Annotated in this window: 16 protein-coding genes; 8 read left to right on the plus strand and 8 right to left on the minus strand. The window is 68.4% G+C overall.

Annotated elements, in window-relative coordinates:
* Positions 1–66: 66 nt before the first annotated feature.
* Positions 67–1,188, minus strand: a complete 1,122-nt coding sequence (locus AC3B5T_RS14385) for a ferredoxin reductase (protein WP_488357624.1) — start codon at positions 1,186–1,188, stop codon at positions 67–69.
* 159 nt (positions 1,189–1,347) lie between these two features.
* Between AC3B5T_RS14385 and AC3B5T_RS14390 the strand changes: the two genes are divergently transcribed.
* The 4 genes from AC3B5T_RS14390 (at position 1,348) to AC3B5T_RS14405 (ending at position 5,830) form a co-directional block, all read left to right on the plus strand.
* Complete coding sequence (locus AC3B5T_RS14390; protein ID WP_014926048.1) at positions 1,348–2,010, plus strand: TetR family transcriptional regulator; 663 nt, start codon at positions 1,348–1,350, stop codon at positions 2,008–2,010.
* Between the two features lie 195 nt (positions 2,011–2,205).
* Positions 2,206–3,384, plus strand: a complete 1,179-nt coding sequence (locus tag AC3B5T_RS14395; RefSeq protein ID WP_488357625.1) for an LLM class flavin-dependent oxidoreductase — start codon at positions 2,206–2,208, stop codon at positions 3,382–3,384.
* A 53-nt stretch (positions 3,385–3,437) separates the two neighbouring features.
* Positions 3,438–4,565 carry a dimethylsulfone monooxygenase SfnG gene (gene sfnG / locus AC3B5T_RS14400; protein WP_010841749.1) on the plus strand — a complete coding sequence of 376 codons (1,128 nt, stop codon included), beginning with the start codon at positions 3,438–3,440 and terminating at the stop codon, positions 4,563–4,565.
* Positions 4,562–5,830 (plus strand): SfnB family sulfur acquisition oxidoreductase, encoded by a 1,269-nt coding sequence (locus AC3B5T_RS14405; protein ID WP_488357627.1) that lies wholly within the window; start codon positions 4,562–4,564, stop codon positions 5,828–5,830. The genes sfnG and AC3B5T_RS14405 overlap by 4 nt, the downstream gene beginning before the upstream one ends.
* A 10-nt stretch (positions 5,831–5,840) precedes the next feature.
* Here AC3B5T_RS14405 and AC3B5T_RS14410 read toward each other — a convergent pair whose 3' ends face one another.
* On the minus strand, positions 5,841–7,067 hold the full coding sequence (locus AC3B5T_RS14410; protein WP_488357628.1) for a TerD family protein: 1,227 nt from the start codon (positions 7,065–7,067) through the stop codon (positions 5,841–5,843).
* Positions 7,068–7,350: 283 nt separating this feature from the next.
* On the opposite strand from AC3B5T_RS14410, the gene AC3B5T_RS14415 reads away from it, so the two are divergent.
* The 3 genes from AC3B5T_RS14415 (at position 7,351) to AC3B5T_RS14425 (ending at position 10,995) form a co-directional block, all read left to right on the plus strand.
* A complete protein-coding gene (locus AC3B5T_RS14415; RefSeq protein ID WP_488357629.1) occupies positions 7,351–9,042 on the plus strand; it encodes a serine/threonine-protein kinase in 1,692 nt (563 codons plus the stop codon).
* Entirely contained in the window at positions 9,042–9,986 is a 945-nt protein-coding gene (locus AC3B5T_RS14420; protein ID WP_488357630.1) for a serine hydrolase, read from the plus strand. The genes AC3B5T_RS14415 and AC3B5T_RS14420 overlap by 1 nt, the downstream gene beginning before the upstream one ends.
* Positions 9,987–10,149: 163 nt before the next feature.
* Positions 10,150–10,995 carry a hypothetical protein gene (locus tag AC3B5T_RS14425; protein WP_197282747.1) on the plus strand — a complete coding sequence of 282 codons (846 nt, stop codon included), beginning with the start codon at positions 10,150–10,152 and terminating at the stop codon, positions 10,993–10,995.
* Positions 10,996–10,998: 3 nt separating this feature from the next.
* Here AC3B5T_RS14425 and AC3B5T_RS14430 read toward each other — a convergent pair whose 3' ends face one another.
* The 5 genes from AC3B5T_RS14430 to AC3B5T_RS14450 form a co-directional block, all read right to left on the minus strand.
* Positions 10,999–12,336, minus strand: coding sequence for a YibE/F family protein (locus AC3B5T_RS14430; protein ID WP_010841753.1), 1,338 nt, complete (start codon positions 12,334–12,336; stop codon positions 10,999–11,001).
* A gap of 83 nt (positions 12,337–12,419) precedes the next feature.
* Positions 12,420–13,280: a MetQ/NlpA family ABC transporter substrate-binding protein gene (locus AC3B5T_RS14435; protein WP_055474940.1), complete on the minus strand. Its 861-nt coding sequence runs from the start codon at positions 13,278–13,280 to the stop codon at positions 12,420–12,422.
* Positions 13,281–13,448: 168 nt separating this feature from the next.
* Entirely contained in the window at positions 13,449–14,156 is a 708-nt protein-coding gene (locus AC3B5T_RS14440; RefSeq protein ID WP_010841755.1) for a methionine ABC transporter permease, read from the minus strand.
* On the minus strand, positions 14,153–15,235 hold the full coding sequence (locus AC3B5T_RS14445) for a methionine ABC transporter ATP-binding protein (protein ID WP_055474938.1): 1,083 nt from the start codon (positions 15,233–15,235) through the stop codon (positions 14,153–14,155). Before AC3B5T_RS14445 ends, AC3B5T_RS14440 begins: the two co-directional genes overlap by 4 nt.
* Positions 15,232–16,812 (minus strand): LLM class flavin-dependent oxidoreductase, encoded by a 1,581-nt coding sequence (locus AC3B5T_RS14450; RefSeq protein ID WP_197282743.1) that lies wholly within the window; start codon positions 16,810–16,812, stop codon positions 15,232–15,234. Before AC3B5T_RS14450 ends, AC3B5T_RS14445 begins: the two co-directional genes overlap by 4 nt.
* Before the next feature lie 69 nt (positions 16,813–16,881).
* Between AC3B5T_RS14450 and AC3B5T_RS14455 the strand changes: the two genes are divergently transcribed.
* Positions 16,882–17,385 (plus strand): mycothiol transferase, encoded by a 504-nt coding sequence (locus AC3B5T_RS14455; protein ID WP_014926057.1) that lies wholly within the window; start codon positions 16,882–16,884, stop codon positions 17,383–17,385.
* A gap of 88 nt (positions 17,386–17,473) precedes the next feature.
* Here AC3B5T_RS14455 and AC3B5T_RS14460 read toward each other — a convergent pair whose 3' ends face one another.
* Complete coding sequence (locus AC3B5T_RS14460) at positions 17,474–17,887, minus strand: hypothetical protein (RefSeq protein ID WP_010841759.1); 414 nt, start codon at positions 17,885–17,887, stop codon at positions 17,474–17,476.
* Positions 17,888–17,942 lie beyond the last annotated feature (55 nt).

The raw sequence follows: 17,942 nt of genomic DNA on the forward strand, positions 1-17,942 counted from the left end.
GCAGTGCCTCCTGTCGGAGAGGAGATGTGGCTGGGAAAAGTGGATGTCGATGCCGGCTCGCGGACGTCAGATGTCGATGTCGACGGAACCGACCGGGGCGTTGATGCACAACTGGATCTGGGTGTCGGACTCGTCGTCGATCTCGCCGGTCAGTACGTTGCGGGTGCAACCCGACTTCTTCGTCGCGGTGCAGGAGAAGCAGATGCCCATCCGGCACCCGGAGTCGGGCGTGAGTCCGGCGGCCTCGGCCTGGTCGAGGATGGGACGGCCGTCGTTGGTCGCCGCCGCCCCCGACGAGGAGAACGTGATCTCGCCCTCGACGGAGTCCGGGTCGACGTCCGGGACGACCGGGGCGAACGCCTCACTGTGCAGCGGTTGCGTGATGGCGAGGTCGGCGTGAGCTCGTGCGACCTCGTCCATCAGGGCGGCCGGGCCGCAGACGAACACGTCCGCGTCGGACAGTCCGGGGATCCCGTCGAGGTGCTCCGCGGTGAAGTGTCCGTCGGCCTCGTCACGGGTGTGGTGCAGGCGGAGGTCGAACCGGGGATGGGCTGCTGCCAGCTCCTGCAGTGCGTCCCGGTAGGCGACGTCGGACGGGGTGCGCGCGTAGTGCACGAACGTGATCGGTCCGGCGTACTGTCGGGAGACGAGTGTTCTGGCCATCGAGAGTACAGGTGTAATCCCACTGCCACCGCTGACGAAGACCGCCGATGTCGGATCGGTTTCCGGGAGCAGGAAGTCGCCGCTCGCGGCTGACAGGCCGACGACGTCCCCGGCGCGGGCGTGCTCGCGCAGGTGTGTGGACACGAAACCGTCGTCGTGGGCGGTGATCGTCAGTTCGATCTCGCCGTCCGGACCCGCGGCCGCATTGGCCGGCGAGAAACAGCGGGTATGTCGGACGCCGTCGATGACGACCTTGAGCTGCACGAACTGGCCGGCTTCGTGGCCTTGCCACTGCCGTGTCGGGCGGATGGTGAGACGTACGGTGCGCGACGTCGGACGCTCGACACGGGTGATCTCGCCCCGCAGATCGCGCCAGGTGATCATCGGGTCGAGCAGTTCGAGGTAGCGGTCGACCGGATGCGGCGACAGCGCTGCCTCGACGATCGAACCGACCAGGCGGCTCCATCGGCCAGGTGCGGCGCCGGAGTCGGAGCGGGTCAGCTCCTGGGGTGTGCGGATGCTCATGGGCTGGGCTCCGTTCGATGATTTCGGTGTACATGTGTACACCGATTAGTGTGTCACGGGGTCACGGGTGGTCGTCAAGTGTTCGGTCATGTGACTGCCATCACGACACCTCTCGGCCGGTTCGGGTCGGCGATCGACGCGACGCATAGACTCGGGTGCGTGACACGCACGCGAGAGTCGGGACGGCGCGACGCGCAGACGCGTGCGGACCGCAAGAACCAGACGCGCCAGGCGCTGCTGGACACCACGCGGTCACTTGTCGGTGAGCGCAGCTTCGGCAGCATCAGCCTCCGCGAGGTCGCCCGCGGTGCCGGAATCGTGCCGACCGCCTTCTATCGCCACTTCGCGTCGATGGAGGATCTCGGGGTCACCGTCGTCGAGGACTCGATGCGCGTCCTGCGGAGGGCGCTGCGCGACGGGCGACGCGACCTGGCGGCGCGCGAGGCCCTCCCGACCGCGCAGAACTCGCTGGCCATCTTGCTGCGACACGTTCGCGAGAACGAATCGCAGTTCCGGTTCCTGGTGCGTGAACAGCACGGCGGTATCGCCGAGATCCGTCGTGCCATCGACACCGAACTCCGGTTGTTCTCCAAAGAACTCGCGATCGATCTCGCCCGCCTGCCCGACCTGGCGCGGTGGCAGCCCGACGACCTCGAACTCGCGGCCGAACTGATCGTGACCATCATGCTCACCGCGGTGGCCGATCTGCTCGACGGTGAGTACCGCGGTCGTGGCGCCGAACAGGAGATCGTCGAGCGGACCGAGCGGCAGCTGGTGATGGTGTTCCTCGGTATGGGCCAGTGGCGCCCGTCGTCGGAGTGAGCTGCGGGGTCTGACCAGCGGCGCACCAGCCTCGTAGCTCTCGGGACCGGCGGTTGTCGAGTTGCCCTCAGGGCGATTTCAACTGTGGTCCGTCGTCGTGATGGTGCCCGACACTGGGCCGAGACACCGCACCGGCAGTCCTGGTGGCGGTGTCGTGCTCGCGTCATGCTGCCCCGACCGAAAGGTGCCCTCGCGGTGTCTCTGCATTTCCACTGGTTCCTGCCCACCTACGGCGACTCGCGCAACCTGATCGCCGGCGGACACGGCAGCCAGATGACAGGGGACCGCCCGGCCGATCTGAGGTACCTCAAGCAGCTCGCCGGCGCCGCCGAGGCCAACGGCTTCGAGGCCGTCCTGACTCCGGCCGGTCTCTGGTGTGAGGACGCCTGGCTGACCACGGCGGCGTTGATCGACGCGACCGAGAGCCTCAAGTTCCTGGTGGCGTTCCGTCCCGGACTCATCTCGCCGACGCTGGCGGCGCAGATGGCCGCCACGTTCCAATGGCATTCGCAGGGCCGCCTGCTGGTCAACGTGGTGACCGGCGGCGAGTCGAGTGAGCAGCGCGCCTTCGGTGACTTCCTGGCGAAGAACGCGCGGTACGAGCGCTGCGACGAATACCTCGAGATCATCCGCCGGCTCTGGACCGAGGAAGAACCCGTCGACGTCGTGGGCAAGTATCTGCGCGTCGAAGGCGCGCAGCTCGGACGACGCCCCGACCCGACTCCCGAGATCTTCTTCGGGGGATCGTCGCCGGCCGCCGGTGATGTCGCTGCCAAGCACGCCGACACCTACCTCACCTGGGGTGAGCGTCCGGAGGCGGTCGCCGAGAAGATCGCCTGGGTCAACGGCCTCGCCGCCGCGCAGGGGCGGGAACTCTCGCACGGCATCCGATTCCACGTGATCGCACGCGAGACGTCCGAACAGGCCTGGGCCGAGGCGGCTCGTCTGCTCGGCGCGCTCGACCCCGCACAGGTCGCCACCGCCCAACAGAATCTGGCGCGTTCGGAGTCCGAGGGGCAGCGACGCATGTCCGAACTGCACGGCCGGGGAGCCGGTTTCGCCGACCACGACGATCCGCGCTCGCTGGAGATCCACCCCGGCGTGTGGGCCGGGGTCGGACTGGTCCGAGGCGGCGCCGGTACCGCTCTGGTCGGTTCGTACGACGAGGTGGCCGCACTCATCGGCGAGTACGCCGCGCTCGGGCTCGATCACTTCATCCTGTCGGGCTACCCGCATCTCGAGGAGGCCTACCACTTCGGCGAAGGTGTCCGGCCCGCTCTCGCCCGGCTCGGGCTGATCGACCCGGCCTCGGCCGGCCCGTCCGAGGCCGTGCGCACCGCGTTCCTGCCGCGCCTGCAGGCCGCATCGTCCTGAACGACAACCCTTTTCGTCCCTAGTCACGTCACCGACACCTCGCGGAGGTAGTTATGTCCACCGAGTCCATCGCGGACCAGATCAAGTTCGCCTACTGGGTGCCCAACGTCAGCGGCGGTCTGGTCACCAGCACCATCGAGCAGCGCACCGGCTGGGACTACGACTACAACGTCAAACTCGCACAGACCGCCGAGAACAACGGTTTCGAGTACGCGCTGTCGCAGGTGCGGTACGAGGCGAGCTACGGAGCCGAATACCAGCACGAGTCCACGAGTTTCAGCCTTGCGCTCCTGCTCGCCACGCAGCGGCTGAAGGTGATCGCCGCGGTGCATCCGGGTCTCTGGCATCCGGCCGTCCTGGCCAAGCTCGGCGCGACCGCCGACCATCTGTCCAAGGGCCGCTTCGCGATCAACGTCGTCAGCGGTTGGTTCAAGGACGAGTTCACCCATCTCGGCGAGCCGTGGCTCGAGCACGACGAACGGTACCGGCGCAGCGGTGAGTTCCTCGAGGTCATCCGCAAGATCTGGACCGAAGACGAGGTCGACTACCGCGGAGACTTCTACCGGATCCACGACTTCACGCTGAAGCCCAAGCCGCTCAACACACCTGAGCGTCCGAACCCGGAGCTGTTCCAGGGTGGCAACTCCTCTGCCGCCCGTAACAACGGCGGACGCTACGCGGACTGGTACTTCTCCAACGGCAAGGACTTCGACGGCGTCACCGAACAACTCGACGACCTCCGCGCCGTCGCACGCGCGCACGAGCGCGAGGTGAAGTTCGGGCTCAACGGCTTCATCATCGCGCGTGACACCGAGAAAGAGGCCCGCGACACCCTGCGCGAGATCGTCGAGAAGGCGAATCGTCCGGCGGTCGAGGGTTTCCGGGACGCCGTCCAGCAGGCGGGCAACTCCACCGGCGACAAGAAGGGCATGTGGGCAGACTCGTCGTTCGAGGACCTCGTGCAGTACAACGACGGCTTCCGCACCCAGCTGATCGGTACCCCGGAACAGGTGGCCGAGCGTATCGTCGCCTACAAACGTCTGGGCGTCGACCTCATCCTGGGCGGCTTCCTGCACTTCCAGGAGGAGATCGAGTACTTCGGCGAGAAAGTCCTTCCCCTGGTCCGTGAGATCGAGGGTGCCCAGAGCGACACTGCCCAGGCCCCTGCGGGAGTGGCGTGACCGCAGTGAGCCAGGCACGGTCCCGGTCCGCCACGCGAATCGGGACCGACGCCGAGGCGTTGTCCGTCGCGCGGGAACTGGCCGCCGAATTCGCGGTGGGGGCCGCCGAACGGGACCGCGAACGGCGGTTGCCCCGTGCCGAGATCGACCGACTCTCGGAGTCGGGTCTGCTGGCGCTCACCGTCCCCGCGCGATTCGGCGGTCTCGACGTGCGGCCCAGCGTGCTCGCCGAGGTGGTGGCGATCCTTGCGGCCGCGGACGCGAGCATCGCGCAGATCCCGCACAGCCACTTCGTGTATCTCAACCTCGTCCGGCTGTCGGCCGGACATGCGTTGCAGGAGCGGATCTTCACCGACGTGCTCGCCGGTGGCCGGGTGGCCAATGCCCAGTCCGAGCGGGGCGGCAAGACCGTCGCCGACATCTCGACGAGGCTGAGTCCGATCGACGGCGAGGATGGGCGATTCGTCCTCGACGGTGAGAAGTTCTATTGCACGGGTTCGCTGTTCGCGGACACGCTCGCCGTGCTCGCCAGGCTGGACGTCGCCGCCGGCGACCTCGCTCCCGGCGAGTACGTGGCATTCGTCCCGGCCGACGCCGACGGCGTGGAGATCGTCGACGACTGGGATGCGGTCGGGCAGCGCACGACCGGATCGGGCACCGTGCGGTTCACCGGAGTGGGCGTCGGTGTCGAGGACCTGGTGGCGCGGGCACCGGCCACGTCCGCACCCACCGGGTATGGCGCGTTCGCCCAACTCCTGCACGCGGCGATCGACGTCGGTATCGCCCGCGGCGCGCTGCGGGAGGCGTCGGAGTTCGTGCGCACCAAGTCCCGTCCGTGGTTCGAGGCCGGTGTGGACCGCGCCGTCGACGATCCGCTCGTGGTGCAGCGTTTCGGCGAGCTGGAGGTCGACGTGGCGACCGCGGAGGCGACTCTCGCCGCAGCCGGGCGCCGGGTCGACACGGCCGTCGGCGCAGCGTCTGGCCGGTCGGGCCGTACCGACGTCGCCGTCTCTTCGACCGTTGTCGCGGAGGCCTCGATCGCTGTCGCGACGGCCAAGGCGGTGGCCGATCGTGTTGCCACCCCGGTGGCGTCGGCGCTGTTCGAGGTGAGTGGGACCCGCAGCGCCGCAGCCGGAAGCGGTCTCGATCGCTACTGGCGTGACGCCCGGACACACACGTTGCACGATCCCGTCCGGTGGAAGTACCAGCACATCGGTCGCTGGGTGTTGCGCGGCGAGGAACCGCCCCTGCACGGCGTGATCTGACTGATCGGCGTCAGAGGTAGCGGCCGACGTGTGACACGGCCTTCTTCGGTGTCTTCGCGTTGAATCCCTCGCCGATCGCGCGTAGCTTCCATTCGCCGCCGTCGCGGGAGATGACGGCCATCGCGACCGCGGTGAACGGCATACCGCCCTTGAGTGTGTAGCGTGCCAGCTCGGCGGATGTCGTCTCGTCGACGAGCCGGCAGTATGCGTTCTCGATCTTTTCGAATGTGTGGCCCCGGTAGGACGTCACGATGAACACCAGCGCGTCGACCTCGGGTGGAACCGACTGCAGCGCAACGCGGATGACCTCGTCGTCGCCCTCGCCCTCGCCGGTGAGGTTGTCCCCGGAGTGCAGGATCGAGCGGCTCTTGCTGTTGAGATGACCGTAGTAGACGGTCTCGACGCATTTCTCACCCGAGAACATGAGGACCGAGGCGTCGAGGTCGATCGAGCCCCCGCGACCGAATCCCCCGCGCACCGGGTCCCACCCCAACCCCATCTGGATGTCGGTGAGCGCCACTCCGCCCTCCTTGCGCAGAGTGACCCGCTGTCCCTTGGCCAGGCTGACCGGCGCACCCTTGCGGAGGCTGATCTCCGGGGAGGCGGTCGGGGTCGGGGAGGGCGGTGCAGTCGCGGGCTGCGGCGGGGCGGTGGGCTGTGGCGGGGCCGGGGGCGGCGTGGGCGCGGACGGACGCGAGTAGCTGACCGGTGCGGGCGGGGTCGGTGCCGCCTGTGGTTCGTCGTCGACGCTGACCCCGTGGTCCCGGACGAGATCGGCGAAACCACCCGCGTACCCCTGACCGACCGCCCGGACCTTCCAGTCGTCGTTGCGCCGGTACACCTCCAGCGCGACGACGACGGACTCGGTGGTGAGACCGGTGACGGTGAAGTCGTACAGCGGGCGCCCGGCGGAGTCGGCGACCCGCGCGACCGGCGGCGCGAACCGCCCGAAGGTCGTCGACGCATCGTCGAGGGTGATCACCGCGCGTACCGCGTCGATGTCCGCTGGGATGGCGCCGGTCGAGATGTGCAGTTGCGCCGTACCTCCGGGAACCTGCTGCAGCCGGACGCCCGGTCCCAAGGGCTGGTTGTAGAAGACGAAGTCGTCGTCGGTGCGGACCACGCCGCGGTCGGTCACCAGGAGGGCCGACAGGTCGGCGGCCGTCGCGAGCTCCACGGAGACGACGACATCGGGGGTCGACAACGGGCCGTTCTGGCCTTTGGTCAGAGCAGACATGTCCGGGTGATTCCTCACATGGGTCGGGGCGCCTGGCGCCGGGAGCGAAGCGGGCGGGCCGAAGTGGTCCTGGCGCCGGGAGCGAAGCGGCGGGCCGAATCCGTCCTGGCGCCAGGAGCGAAGCGGGCAGGCCGAAGTGGTCCCGCCGAGTTCACGGCGCCACGACGCACAGCGTAGTCATGCGCGCCGGCGACCTCCGCGCGCACGACGCGACAGCCGGCCTCGGAAGTTGCGATCAAGCGGCCGACAGACGGTGTCCGATTGGGGGCATATGCTCCTGCGTATGGGTGGGAGTCGGGTCAACACACAGTTCGGGCCGTACCGCCTCGACGAGTTGCTGGGCCGTGGCGGGATGGGTGAGGTCTACCGCGCGTACGACACGACAAAGGACCGGGTCGTCGCCCTCAAGCTGCTCAATCCGGGGCTGGCCCACGATCCGATGTACCAGGAGCGGTTTCGTCGTGAATCGCATGCCGCGGCCCGCCTCGGTGAACCGCACGTCATTCCGATCCACGACTGGGGTGAGATCGACGGGGTGTTGTTCATCGACATGCGCCTGGTTGTCGGCGAGGACCTGCGCGCGTTGCTCACCCGCGACACCCGACTTGCCCCCGAACGCGCCGTGTCGATCGTCGAACAGGTGGCCGCAGCGCTCGATGCCGCGCATGCCGAGGGGCTTGTGCACCGCGACATCAAGCCGGAGAACATCCTCGTCGGCGCCAACGACTTCGCCTATCTCGTCGATTTCGGTATCGCCCATGCCGCCGAGGACACCCATCTCACCCAGGCCGGTACGGCTGTCGGATCGATCGCGTACATGGCCCCGGAGCTGTTCGACGCTGCGCAGGTCAGCGCGGCCAGCGACATCTACGCCCTGGCGTGTGTGCTCTTCGAGTGTCTGACCGGCCGGGTCCCGCATCCGGCGACGACGGTGAGTGCCGCGATCAAGGCGGCGGTGCTGTCACCACCTCCGTCGCCGAGCGCGGTGAACGCCGACGTGCCGCCCGCGATGGACGGGGTGATCCGCACGGCCCTCGCGGCCGATCCCGCATCGCGTCACGATTCCGCGGTCGCGCTCGCCCGTGCGGCCCGCGCAGCGCTCGTCGGAGGCCGGCAGGATCCGGGGGCTGGAGGTGATGCTCGAGACGCGGGCCGGTCGGAGCCGGGTCTCGTCGATCCGCCGCCCGTGCCACCGGAAGCGCCGACCGGTGTCGTCCGGGCTCCCGACACGGTCATCGCCCCCACCGACCCCGTGTACGAGCCGACACTGGTGCGACACACGACTGGCCCCGAGACCGGAGCCGGGACCACGCAGTTCTCGGGGCCGCAACAGTTCTCGGGGCCACAGCAGTTCTCCGGCCCGCAACAGTTCTCGGGGCCACACAATTACGCGGGGCCGCAGCAGTTCTCGGGCGCTCAGTACCCCGTGGGTCCCGATCGTGGGCGTCCATCGGACTTTTCGGGTCCTTACGCCGGCGCCTCGGCGTACGGACCATCGGGATATCCGCCCGCATATCCACCGCCACGGCGGCGCTCGGCAGCTATTCCGGTCCTCATCGCGCTGATCGGGGTGGCTCTCGTCGGACTCGCCGTCCTCGGCGGGGTCCTGATCGCGGGCTCGGGCGACGACACCACGACCCGGGCCGACGACGAACCGACGACGCCCACGGTGACAGAGACGGTCGCACCCCCGCCGACCGTCCAGAACGTACCGCCGGCACCCGCCGCCCCGGCCGCACCGCCACCGGGTTCGAGCCCGTGCGATGCGACGGTCGGGATCGGTTCGCCGGTGACCAGTTGCCCGTTCGCGTTCGCGGTCCGCGACGCGTATGCGAGTTCCGGTGCCGCGCGGGCGCCGCGCGTGGTCGTCGCGATCAGCCCGGTCACCGGCCAGGCCTATGCGATGAACTGTGTACCCGAGGGCGCGATCGTCGCGTGCCGTGGAGGCAATGACGCTGTGGTGCACATCTACTGATGGGGATCGCCGACCGGTTGTCACGACACACGCCGACTCTGAGGACCCGAGGGATCGTCGTACTCGGCGCCATTGCGCTCCTCGCGGGATGCGCGGGCGACCCCGATCCGGAGCCCATCGACCCGGTCACCGTGACGGTGACCGCGGACTCGTCTGTATCGATATCCGCCGGGCCCGGCCCGAACGCGCCGGCCTCGTCGCCGACGGTCCCACGTGCGTCGTACGGGGGACTGGCCGCCGCATTCGGGAAGGTCGCGGCGTCGACGGGACTGACCGTCGGTATCGCGATCGCACCCGTCGGCGGGCAGGTCGTCCCGGCGCTGACGCTCGGTGACGACATGCCCAGGGTGGCCTGGTCGACGATCAAGGTTCCGCTGGCCGTGGCTGCGGAACGCGCCAACGGCCCGAGTCCGGCGGCGCGCGCCGCGATCGTCGACTCCGACAACGCCGCTGCCGAAAGCCTCTGGTCCTCGCTCGGCGGCGGACAGGCCGCGGCCGGCGCGGTGACGGCGGTGCTGCGTGATGGTGGCGACTCCACGACGGTGGTCCCGGCGACGCAGCGTCGTGCGGGCTTCACCGTCTTCGGGCAGACCGTGTGGTCGTTGCCCGACGCGGCGACCTTCACCGCTGGACTGCCGTGCATCGCCGGTGCGCGGAACGTGGTCGCGCTCATGGGCCGGGTGTCCGGAAACCAGCAGTGGGGCATCGAGATCATGCCGGCACCGCGCGCGACCGCAGTCAAGGGCGGCTGGGGTCCCGGGATGACCGACGGATACCTCGTCCGACAGATCGGAATCCTCTCCTTTCGCGACGGCCAACGAACCGCGGTGGCCATGAGCGCGGTCGGGGGCTCGATGTCCGGCGGGATCGCGGCGCTGAACTCGGTGGCCAACTGGCTCGACACGAACCTGGCCGCCCTTCCGCGCGGTCGCTGCCCCGCCTGACGTCTCCGGTGGTCAGATGTGACACCGGTCGCAGCAAGGTTCCGATTGGGTATACAGCCTGGTCCATGCTCCCGAACCACCCTAGGCTCATGTGACTGGAGTGACTCAGGAGACAATTGTGAAAGTTGTGACAAGGATCGGCGTGGTGTTCTGCGCGGTTGCGATGTCGGTCGTGATCGGTGCGGGCTCGGCGACGGCGATACCGCTCCCCGTGCTGCCGCCGTTGCCGGAGCCCTTCGCGACGTGGTTCAAACCGCCCGAGCCGCTCGACAAGAAGCTGGCGAGGAGCTATGCCGCCTTGACGAAGTCGATGCGGAAGTCGTTGCCCGGACAGCTCGGGATCGCGATCGTGCCGGTTGGCGGCGATGAGGTCATATCCCTCGGATCGCTCAAATCGGGGCGCGCGTGGTCGACGATGAAGGTCCCGGTCTCGCTGGCCGCGCAACGCGAGCGCGGGCCGGCGGTCGCCGCGATGGAGGACAAGGCGATCACGTTCTCCGACAACGACGCCGCCGGCGAGCTGTGGGGGGTGCTCGGTGGCGGACAGGCTTCCGTCGATGCCGTCAGCGCAGTCCTGCGCGAAGGTCACGATGTCCGGACACATGTGTCCTCCGAGGTCGACAACCCGCCGTCGTACCCCGGACACACGTCGTGGGCATTGCGCGACCAGGCGATCTTCGGTGCCCACCTGCCGTGCCTCCCCGGCAGCGAGCACATCGTCCGGCTGATGAGCGGGGTCGCCCCGAATCAGCAATGGGGCATCGCGAAGGTGGGACGCAATCAGGGTGCGGTGACCGCGGTCAAGGGCGGGTGGGGTCCGGCGACGTCGAAATCGTCGGCGCACCTCGTCCGCCAGCTGGGCATCATCAGCACGACCGGCGGTCAGGTGGCGGTGTCGATGGCCGCGATACCGCGTAGCGGGTCGTTCACCGATGGCACCAAGATGCTGACGCGCCTGGGCAACTGGCTCGGCAAGAATCTGGCCGACCTGCCGAAGGGCAGGTGCTGACCGTCATCCGGCCGCGGCGTGCGCGGCGGTCGTCCGTGCCGCGCCCGCCGGAGTGGTGAGCGCGGCGGCGATGGCCGTCGTCAACGGAACCGACAGCGCGATCGCGATACCGCCGACGAAGGACCGGGCCAGCTCCACCGCGACGACGTCGGTCGTGAGCAGTCCGCCCAGCGGTTGCTGGGCCACCGAGAACAACAGCATCAGCGGTAGGGCACTGCCCGCGTAGGCGAAGACGAGGGTGTACACCGTGCTGGCGATGTGGTCGCGACCCACGCGCATCGCGGCGCTGAAGGTCGCCAATCGAGAGGGTTCGCCGGCCGCGGCCAGTTCGAACGCCGCGGAGGCCTGGGTGATCGTGACGTCGTTGAGCACGCCGAGGGTGCCGATGATGAACCCGGCGAGCAGGAGGCCGCTGACCGAGATGTTGCCCTGGTACACCTGCAGATTGGTGGTCTGATCGCCGGACAGGCCGGTGAGGTTCATCGTCCGGATGGCGAGCCAACTCAGAAAGCCGGCGAGGAGAAGGGAAGTCAGCGTCCCGAGGAGAGCCGAACTCGTCCGCAAGCTCACCCCGTGCGCGAGGTAGAGGACCACGAACAGGATCGCCGCCGACGAGACCATCGCCACCGCGACCGGCGACGCCCCGTCGAGGATGGCCGGCAGGGTGAACACCGTGAGGATTCCGAAGGCGATCGCCAGGCCGATGATCGAGCGGAAGCCGCGCCACGCCGCCACCAGCACGATCGCGGCGATGAACAGCACGGCCCAGAAGATGATCGCCGAGCCACGCTGGAAGTCGAAGAAGGTGTACCGGTTGCCGTCGGGTCCGGGGACGGTCGAGAGCCGGATGCCGTCCCCGACGTTCAGCGTCGGCTGCCCGGCCTGCGGGTCGTCGAGGGTGCCGGCCGCGGGTGCAACGGTGTCGGGCCCCGATCCGGCCTGCGCCCGGTTCGTCGGGATCTCCAACACCGTGTACTGACCGGCTGCTTCGCCGGAGGAGAACCGGACCGCGTTGAGGATGCACGGTCCGCCCGGGACCGGGTTCACCGGGATGTCGGCGGTCTCGAGCACCGACCCGGCCACCGAGTTGAGGCAGTTCGCATGGAACTGGTCCACGATCTCGCCGTCGACCGTCGTGATCGGCCCGCCGTCGGCGGACCGGAACTGGGTGGGGATCGGGTGCTCGGAGTCCGACGGCCACAGGACGACCATCCCGACGGCGACCGCGATCGCGGTCACCGCGAGCGTTCCGATGACGAACCATCGGGCGAACGGCGAGAGCGTGTGGCTGATGTCGGACAGCGAATGCGCGTGACCGTGCCCGTGATGTGTGCGGCTCACGCGGTGAGCCTATGCGTACCGCACCCGGGTCGCGATGGGCGACCCGGGTGCGGCGACGGCGTGTGCTCCGGCGCTGCTGCTGCTCACAAGGGCAGCAGGATGCCCTTCACCCGCGGATCGGTGCGCAGGAACTCCTGTACGGCAGGGTCTTTGAAAGCGGCGACCAGGTTTTTGATGTTCTCGGTGTCCTTCCATTTCGTCCCGATGGTCAGCTGCCCGGCGAACTCGTCCGGAGCGGGCGGAGCATAGATCTGCTTGGCGATGTCGATGTTCGCGGCGAGGTAGTACTCGGTGTAGCCGACGGTCGCATCGAGGTCGGCGAGCGAGCGCGACTGGGCGGCGAAATCGAGCAGGACGAACTGCAGGTTGCGCGGGTTCGTCGCGATGTCCTTCTGGGTAGCCTTCCACTTGTCCACACCGGGCTTGAGCGTGATCAGTCCGGCGCGCTCGAGCAGCCACAGTCCCTGGGCCTCGTTGGCGGGATCGGAGTACAGGGACACCCGGGCGTTCTGCGGCAGGTCGGCAACATTCCGGTACTTGTCCGACCAGATCCCGAATCCCCAGCGGAAGACCGGGGTCGCGGCTTCCTCCTGGAAGTCCGGATTGGCCTCGAGGACCTGCGACAGCCACAGCTTGTGCTGATAGACGGTGCCGGCGACCTCCCCGTCGCTGACCGCGCGGTTGAGCGTCGTGGAGTCGGACAGGCCCTTGAACGCGACCTTGATGTCGTACCGGGGTGCGACCTCGTCAGCGATGAACTCGACCAGCGCCTGCTCAGAGGCGTTGCCCTCGGCGGTGACGACGGTCAGTGTCGCACCGGCGGTCTCGTTCGGGGACGTCGAGTCCGAACCGAGGAAGCGCCAGCCGATCACCGCGGCGATGACGGCGACCACGACCAGTGCGCCGACGATCAGCGGCCAGCGTCGTCGGGTCGAGATCTCGATCCCGGAATCGCCAGGGGGAGAGGGTGTTCCGGGAGAAGCCGGCGAGGTGCCGGTGGTGGCTCCGGTGTCCTATGTCATGGGTGGTGGCCTTTCGGGTGTGGATGGGTCGCGCGTGTGACGCACCTCAGGGAGTGAGCAAGGTGCGGTGTGCGAATGGGGTTGTCCGGGTCAGTGATTGACCCGGCGGGATGTGACCGGGTTGAGGCTGCGGGCGAGCGCGTCGCCCGCGACCTGGATGATCGCCACCGTCACGATGAGCACGATGATGGTGGCGACCATCACCCCCTGGTCGAATCGCTGGTATCCGTAGGTGACCGCGACGTAGCCGAGTCCGCCCGCGCCGATCGTGCCGGCGATGGTGGAGTACTCGATCATCGCGATCGTGTTGATCGTCAGACCGCCCACGATGCTCGGCAGTGCCTCGGGAACCTGTGCCTTCCAGATGACCTGCGCATTGGAACCGCCGGAGGCGCGTGCGACGTCGATGGTCGACGCCGGGACCGACCGGAGCGAATTCTCGACAATGCGTGTGAAGAAGGCGATTCCGGCGATCGACATCGGGACCACCGCCGCGGCGATACCGATGTTGGTGCCGGTGATGAGGCGGGTGAACGGGATGATCGCCGTCATCAGCACCAGGAAGGGCAACGAACGCCCGATGCTGATGACCCACGACAGGGGAGTGTGCAGCGACCGCCTCGCGAAAAGCCCACCGGGAGCGAGATTGTGGATGAGCGCGCCCAGTGGCACGCCCACCACCAGGACGACGACCATCACGATGCTCACCATCAGGACCGTGTCGATCGCCGCCGGGATGAGCAGGTCGGGGATCTCGTCGAGCGGCACCGTGATGTTCGCCGAGTATGTGGTGCTCACGCGGCCACCTCCGCGCCCTTGGTGCCGGAGGCGCTCTCTGTCTTGGTGCCGGAGGCGCCCGGTGTCTCCTCGCCGGCGCCGCCCTGGACGGTGGCCTCGGTGAGAAGCCCTGCAGCCAGGCCCAACTCGCCCGCGGCGCCGATGAACGCCGCCGCGTGCCCGGTCGGCACCGACACGGTGAGGTCGCCGAAGACGGTCCCGTCGATGGTCTGGACGTTGGCGCCGAGAACCGAGATCGAGAGGTCGAGGCGCTTGCCCAGGCGCGTCAGCCAGTCCGCGGGAACCGTCGAGGAGTTGTAGACAACCGAGACCGGGGTCTCGGCCGACGCCGGCTCGGCGCTCGGGCCACGCGGTCGCAATGCGCGCCCCAGAACGGAATCCGGGTCCAGGACGAGTTGCTCCAGCCGGCCGTGTTCGACGATGCGGCCACGGTCGAGTCGGCCGACAGTGTCGGCGACGCGCACGACCGTGTCCATCTCATGGGTGATGAACACCACCGCGAGGCCCAGTTCGTCCCGCACGTCGGTGAGGAGTCGCAGAAACGTGTCCGTGGCCGCGGGATCCAGACCCGACGTCGCCTCGTCGGACAGGAGGACCGACGGTTTGAGTGCCAGCGCCCGCGCGATGCCGACGCGCTGTCGCTGACCGCCGGACAGCTGATGCGGGTACCGGTCGGCCTTGTCGGCGAGGCCGACCAGGTCGAGCAGCTCACCGACCCTCGACGCGGTCGACCGCTTTGTCGCACCGAGATATTCGAGAGGCAGTGCGACATTCTGCGCCGCCGTGCGGCGGGACAGCAGACTCGCCGACTGGAACACTGTTCCGATCCGGCGCTGGGCATCGCGAAGACCCGAGGTGCCCAGCGCGGTGAGATCCTCACCGTTCACGACGACCCTTCCCGACGTCGGGCGTTCCAGCAGGTTCAGACACCGGGCCAGGGTGCTCTTGCCCGCCCCCGACGGGCCGACGACAGCGAAGATCTCACCGGCATCGACGGTGAAGTCGACCTCGTCGAGAACCGTCGTCGGATCGGGCGAACCGACCCCGAACACCTTGGTCAGCCCCACTACCTCGATCACCGGAGTTTCCCCTCTGCCGCGCCGATCAGTTCCGCTCCGCGCCCGGCGCCGGTGACATTCGGCCCGCTCGCTCCGCTCCCGGCGCCGGTGACATTCGGCCCGCTCGCTCCGCTCCCGGCGCCGGTGACATTCGGCCCGCTCGCTCCGCTCCCGGCGCCGGTGACCCGAATCGAATCGTCGATGGTCGAGTTGACCCCGCCGACCCGGTAGGTCGACCCGCGATGGTTCTCGGGCAATTGATCTCCGCGCCCGAAGAGCTTGTGGCGCAGGGTTCCCGGGACATAGGACCGGTCGTAGAGCCCGCGTCGCTCGAGGGCCGGTACCACGTGGGTGATGATGTCCTCGAACGATCCGGGTGTGACCGCGTAGGCGACGTTGAAGCCGTCGACGTCGGTCTCGGTCACCCAGTCCTGCAGGGCTTCGGCCACCTCGTCCCCGGAGCCGATCAGGACGGGCCCCATCCCGCCGATGCCGCCCCACGCCGCGATGTCGCGCACGCGCCATTCCTCGCCGGTGTCGCTGGCCTGCTGGAACGCGGCCACCGCCGACTGGATGGCATTGCTGTGCACGTTGCCGATCGGTTCGTCGATCTCGTAACCGGCCAGGTCGATGCCCATCCATCCCGACATGAAGACCAGTGCGCCCTCTGCGCTGGCGTAGGACTGGTACTCCGCGGCCTTGGCGCGGGCGGCCTCCGGTGTCGAATCGGTGATGATCGTCAGCAGCGTGTAGATCTTCGCGTCGTACGGGTCGCGCCCGGCGAGGACCAGTTCGTCGCGCACCTTGCTCACGACGTCGCGCAGGATGGCCTTGGTCGGCGCGGCGACGAAGATCGCCTCCGCGTTCTCCGCGGCGAAGCGGCGACCGCGCGGCGAGGCGCCGGCCTGGTAGATGACCGGCGAACCCTGTGGCGAGGGCTCGGCGAGATGGATTCCCGGCACGGTGAAATGCTTGCCGCGATGACCGATGTGGTGGACCCGGGCCGGGTCGGCGAAGATGCCCGCCTCACGATCCCGGAGCACCGCATCGCGCTCCCACGAACCCTCCCACAGCTTGTACAGCACGGTCAGGTACTCGTCGGCCTGGTTGTAGCGCTCGTCGTGCTCGAGCTGGTCGTCGGCGCCCATGTTGCGGGCCGCGGCAGGGAGATAACCCGTGACGACGTTCCAGCCGATCCGGCCGCGGGTGAGGTGATCCAGCGTCGAGAGACGGCGGGCGAACGGGTAGGGATGCTCGAAACCGGTGCCGGTGGTGACCCCGAAGCCGAGGTGCTCGGTGGCGTGCGCCATCGCCGAGACCAGCAGCAGCGGGTCGTTCACGGGGATCTGCGCACCTTGGCGGATCGCGGCTTCGTCGTTGCCGGCGTACACGTCGTAGGTGCCGAGGACATCGGCGATGAACAGGCCGTCGAATCCGCCGGTCTCCAGCAGTCGGGCGAGGTCAACCCAGTAGTCGATGGTGTTGTAGTTCCGCGACCGGTCGTCGGGGTGACGCCACAGTCCGGGCGACTGGTGCGCAACGCAGTTCATGTCGAAGGCGTTGAAACGGATCTTGCGGGGGGTGTTCGGTTCTGACACCGGAGGAATGATGCTGCCGGATCGAGGGAGTAGCCATCGTTGTGCCCACGGCGAACCTAAACTTGCTCCATGCGATCTTCAGAGGTCTTGCTCGACGGTCTCGGACGAGTTGCCGAGAACGTTCACGCCGTTCTCGACGGGGCCACGTCTGAGCTGTTGAACACCGCACCGGCACCCGGTGCCAACACGATCGCCTGGCTCGTGTGGCATCTGACCCGCGTGCAGGACTCCCACGTCGCCGACGTGGCCGGGTCCGACGAGGTCTGGACGACGGGTGGATGGGCCGACCGCTTCGGTCTCCCGTTCTCCCCGGCGGAGATCGGGTACGGGCAATCCGCCGACGAGGCGGCACGGGTGATCGTCGACGACGCAGGCCTGCTCCGTGACTACTACGACGCAACCCACGCGGTGAGCGTCGACTACATCGACGCGCTGACCGATTCAGATCTCGATCGCATCGTCGACCGGAACTGGGACCCGCCGGTCACGCTGGGCGTACGACTCCTCAGCGTGATCGACGACGACACCCAGCACATCGGTCAGGCCGCATACGTGCGCGGGCTGCTGTCCTGACGCGCAAAGCCCTGATCCGAAAGAATCGCACACCCTCAGGGAGCAGGGCGGCTGCGCTGAAAATCCCTGTGGCGGAAGGGGAGCGGCGTCAGGACAGGCAGCCCTTGAAGGTCTGGAAGTCGCCCGCGAATGCCGGTCCCTTGCAGGTCGGCCCGTTCTTGCCATCGACGACGACTTCGCCGCCGGGCCCAGCGATACCGATGGCGAGTCCGGGGCGTATTCCGTCCATGGTGACCGTCGCGCCGGGGCCGAGGGCGATCGCCGCGGGTCCGGCGAAGTTGTCGGCGGTGGAGGAGGCGATGCCGCCGTTGTCGGTGATGGCCAGTGCGAGTCCGGACGGGCCGGATTCCGCACTGCAGGAGTCCGCCGACGCGGACTGTCCGGGCAGCGCCGGACAGATGGTGGGTGCTGCGCTCGCGGACGGTGCGGCTGCGAGCGATACCGCGGTCGCACCTGCGGCTGCGACGACGAATCCAAGTGCTGTGCGAGTGACCGTCTTCATGATGGAACTCCTTTGTCGAGGAACGGTGTCGTGCGTGGAGCGATTCGGAATGGCC

It is taken from the genome of Gordonia sp. G4, assembly GCF_057770005.1.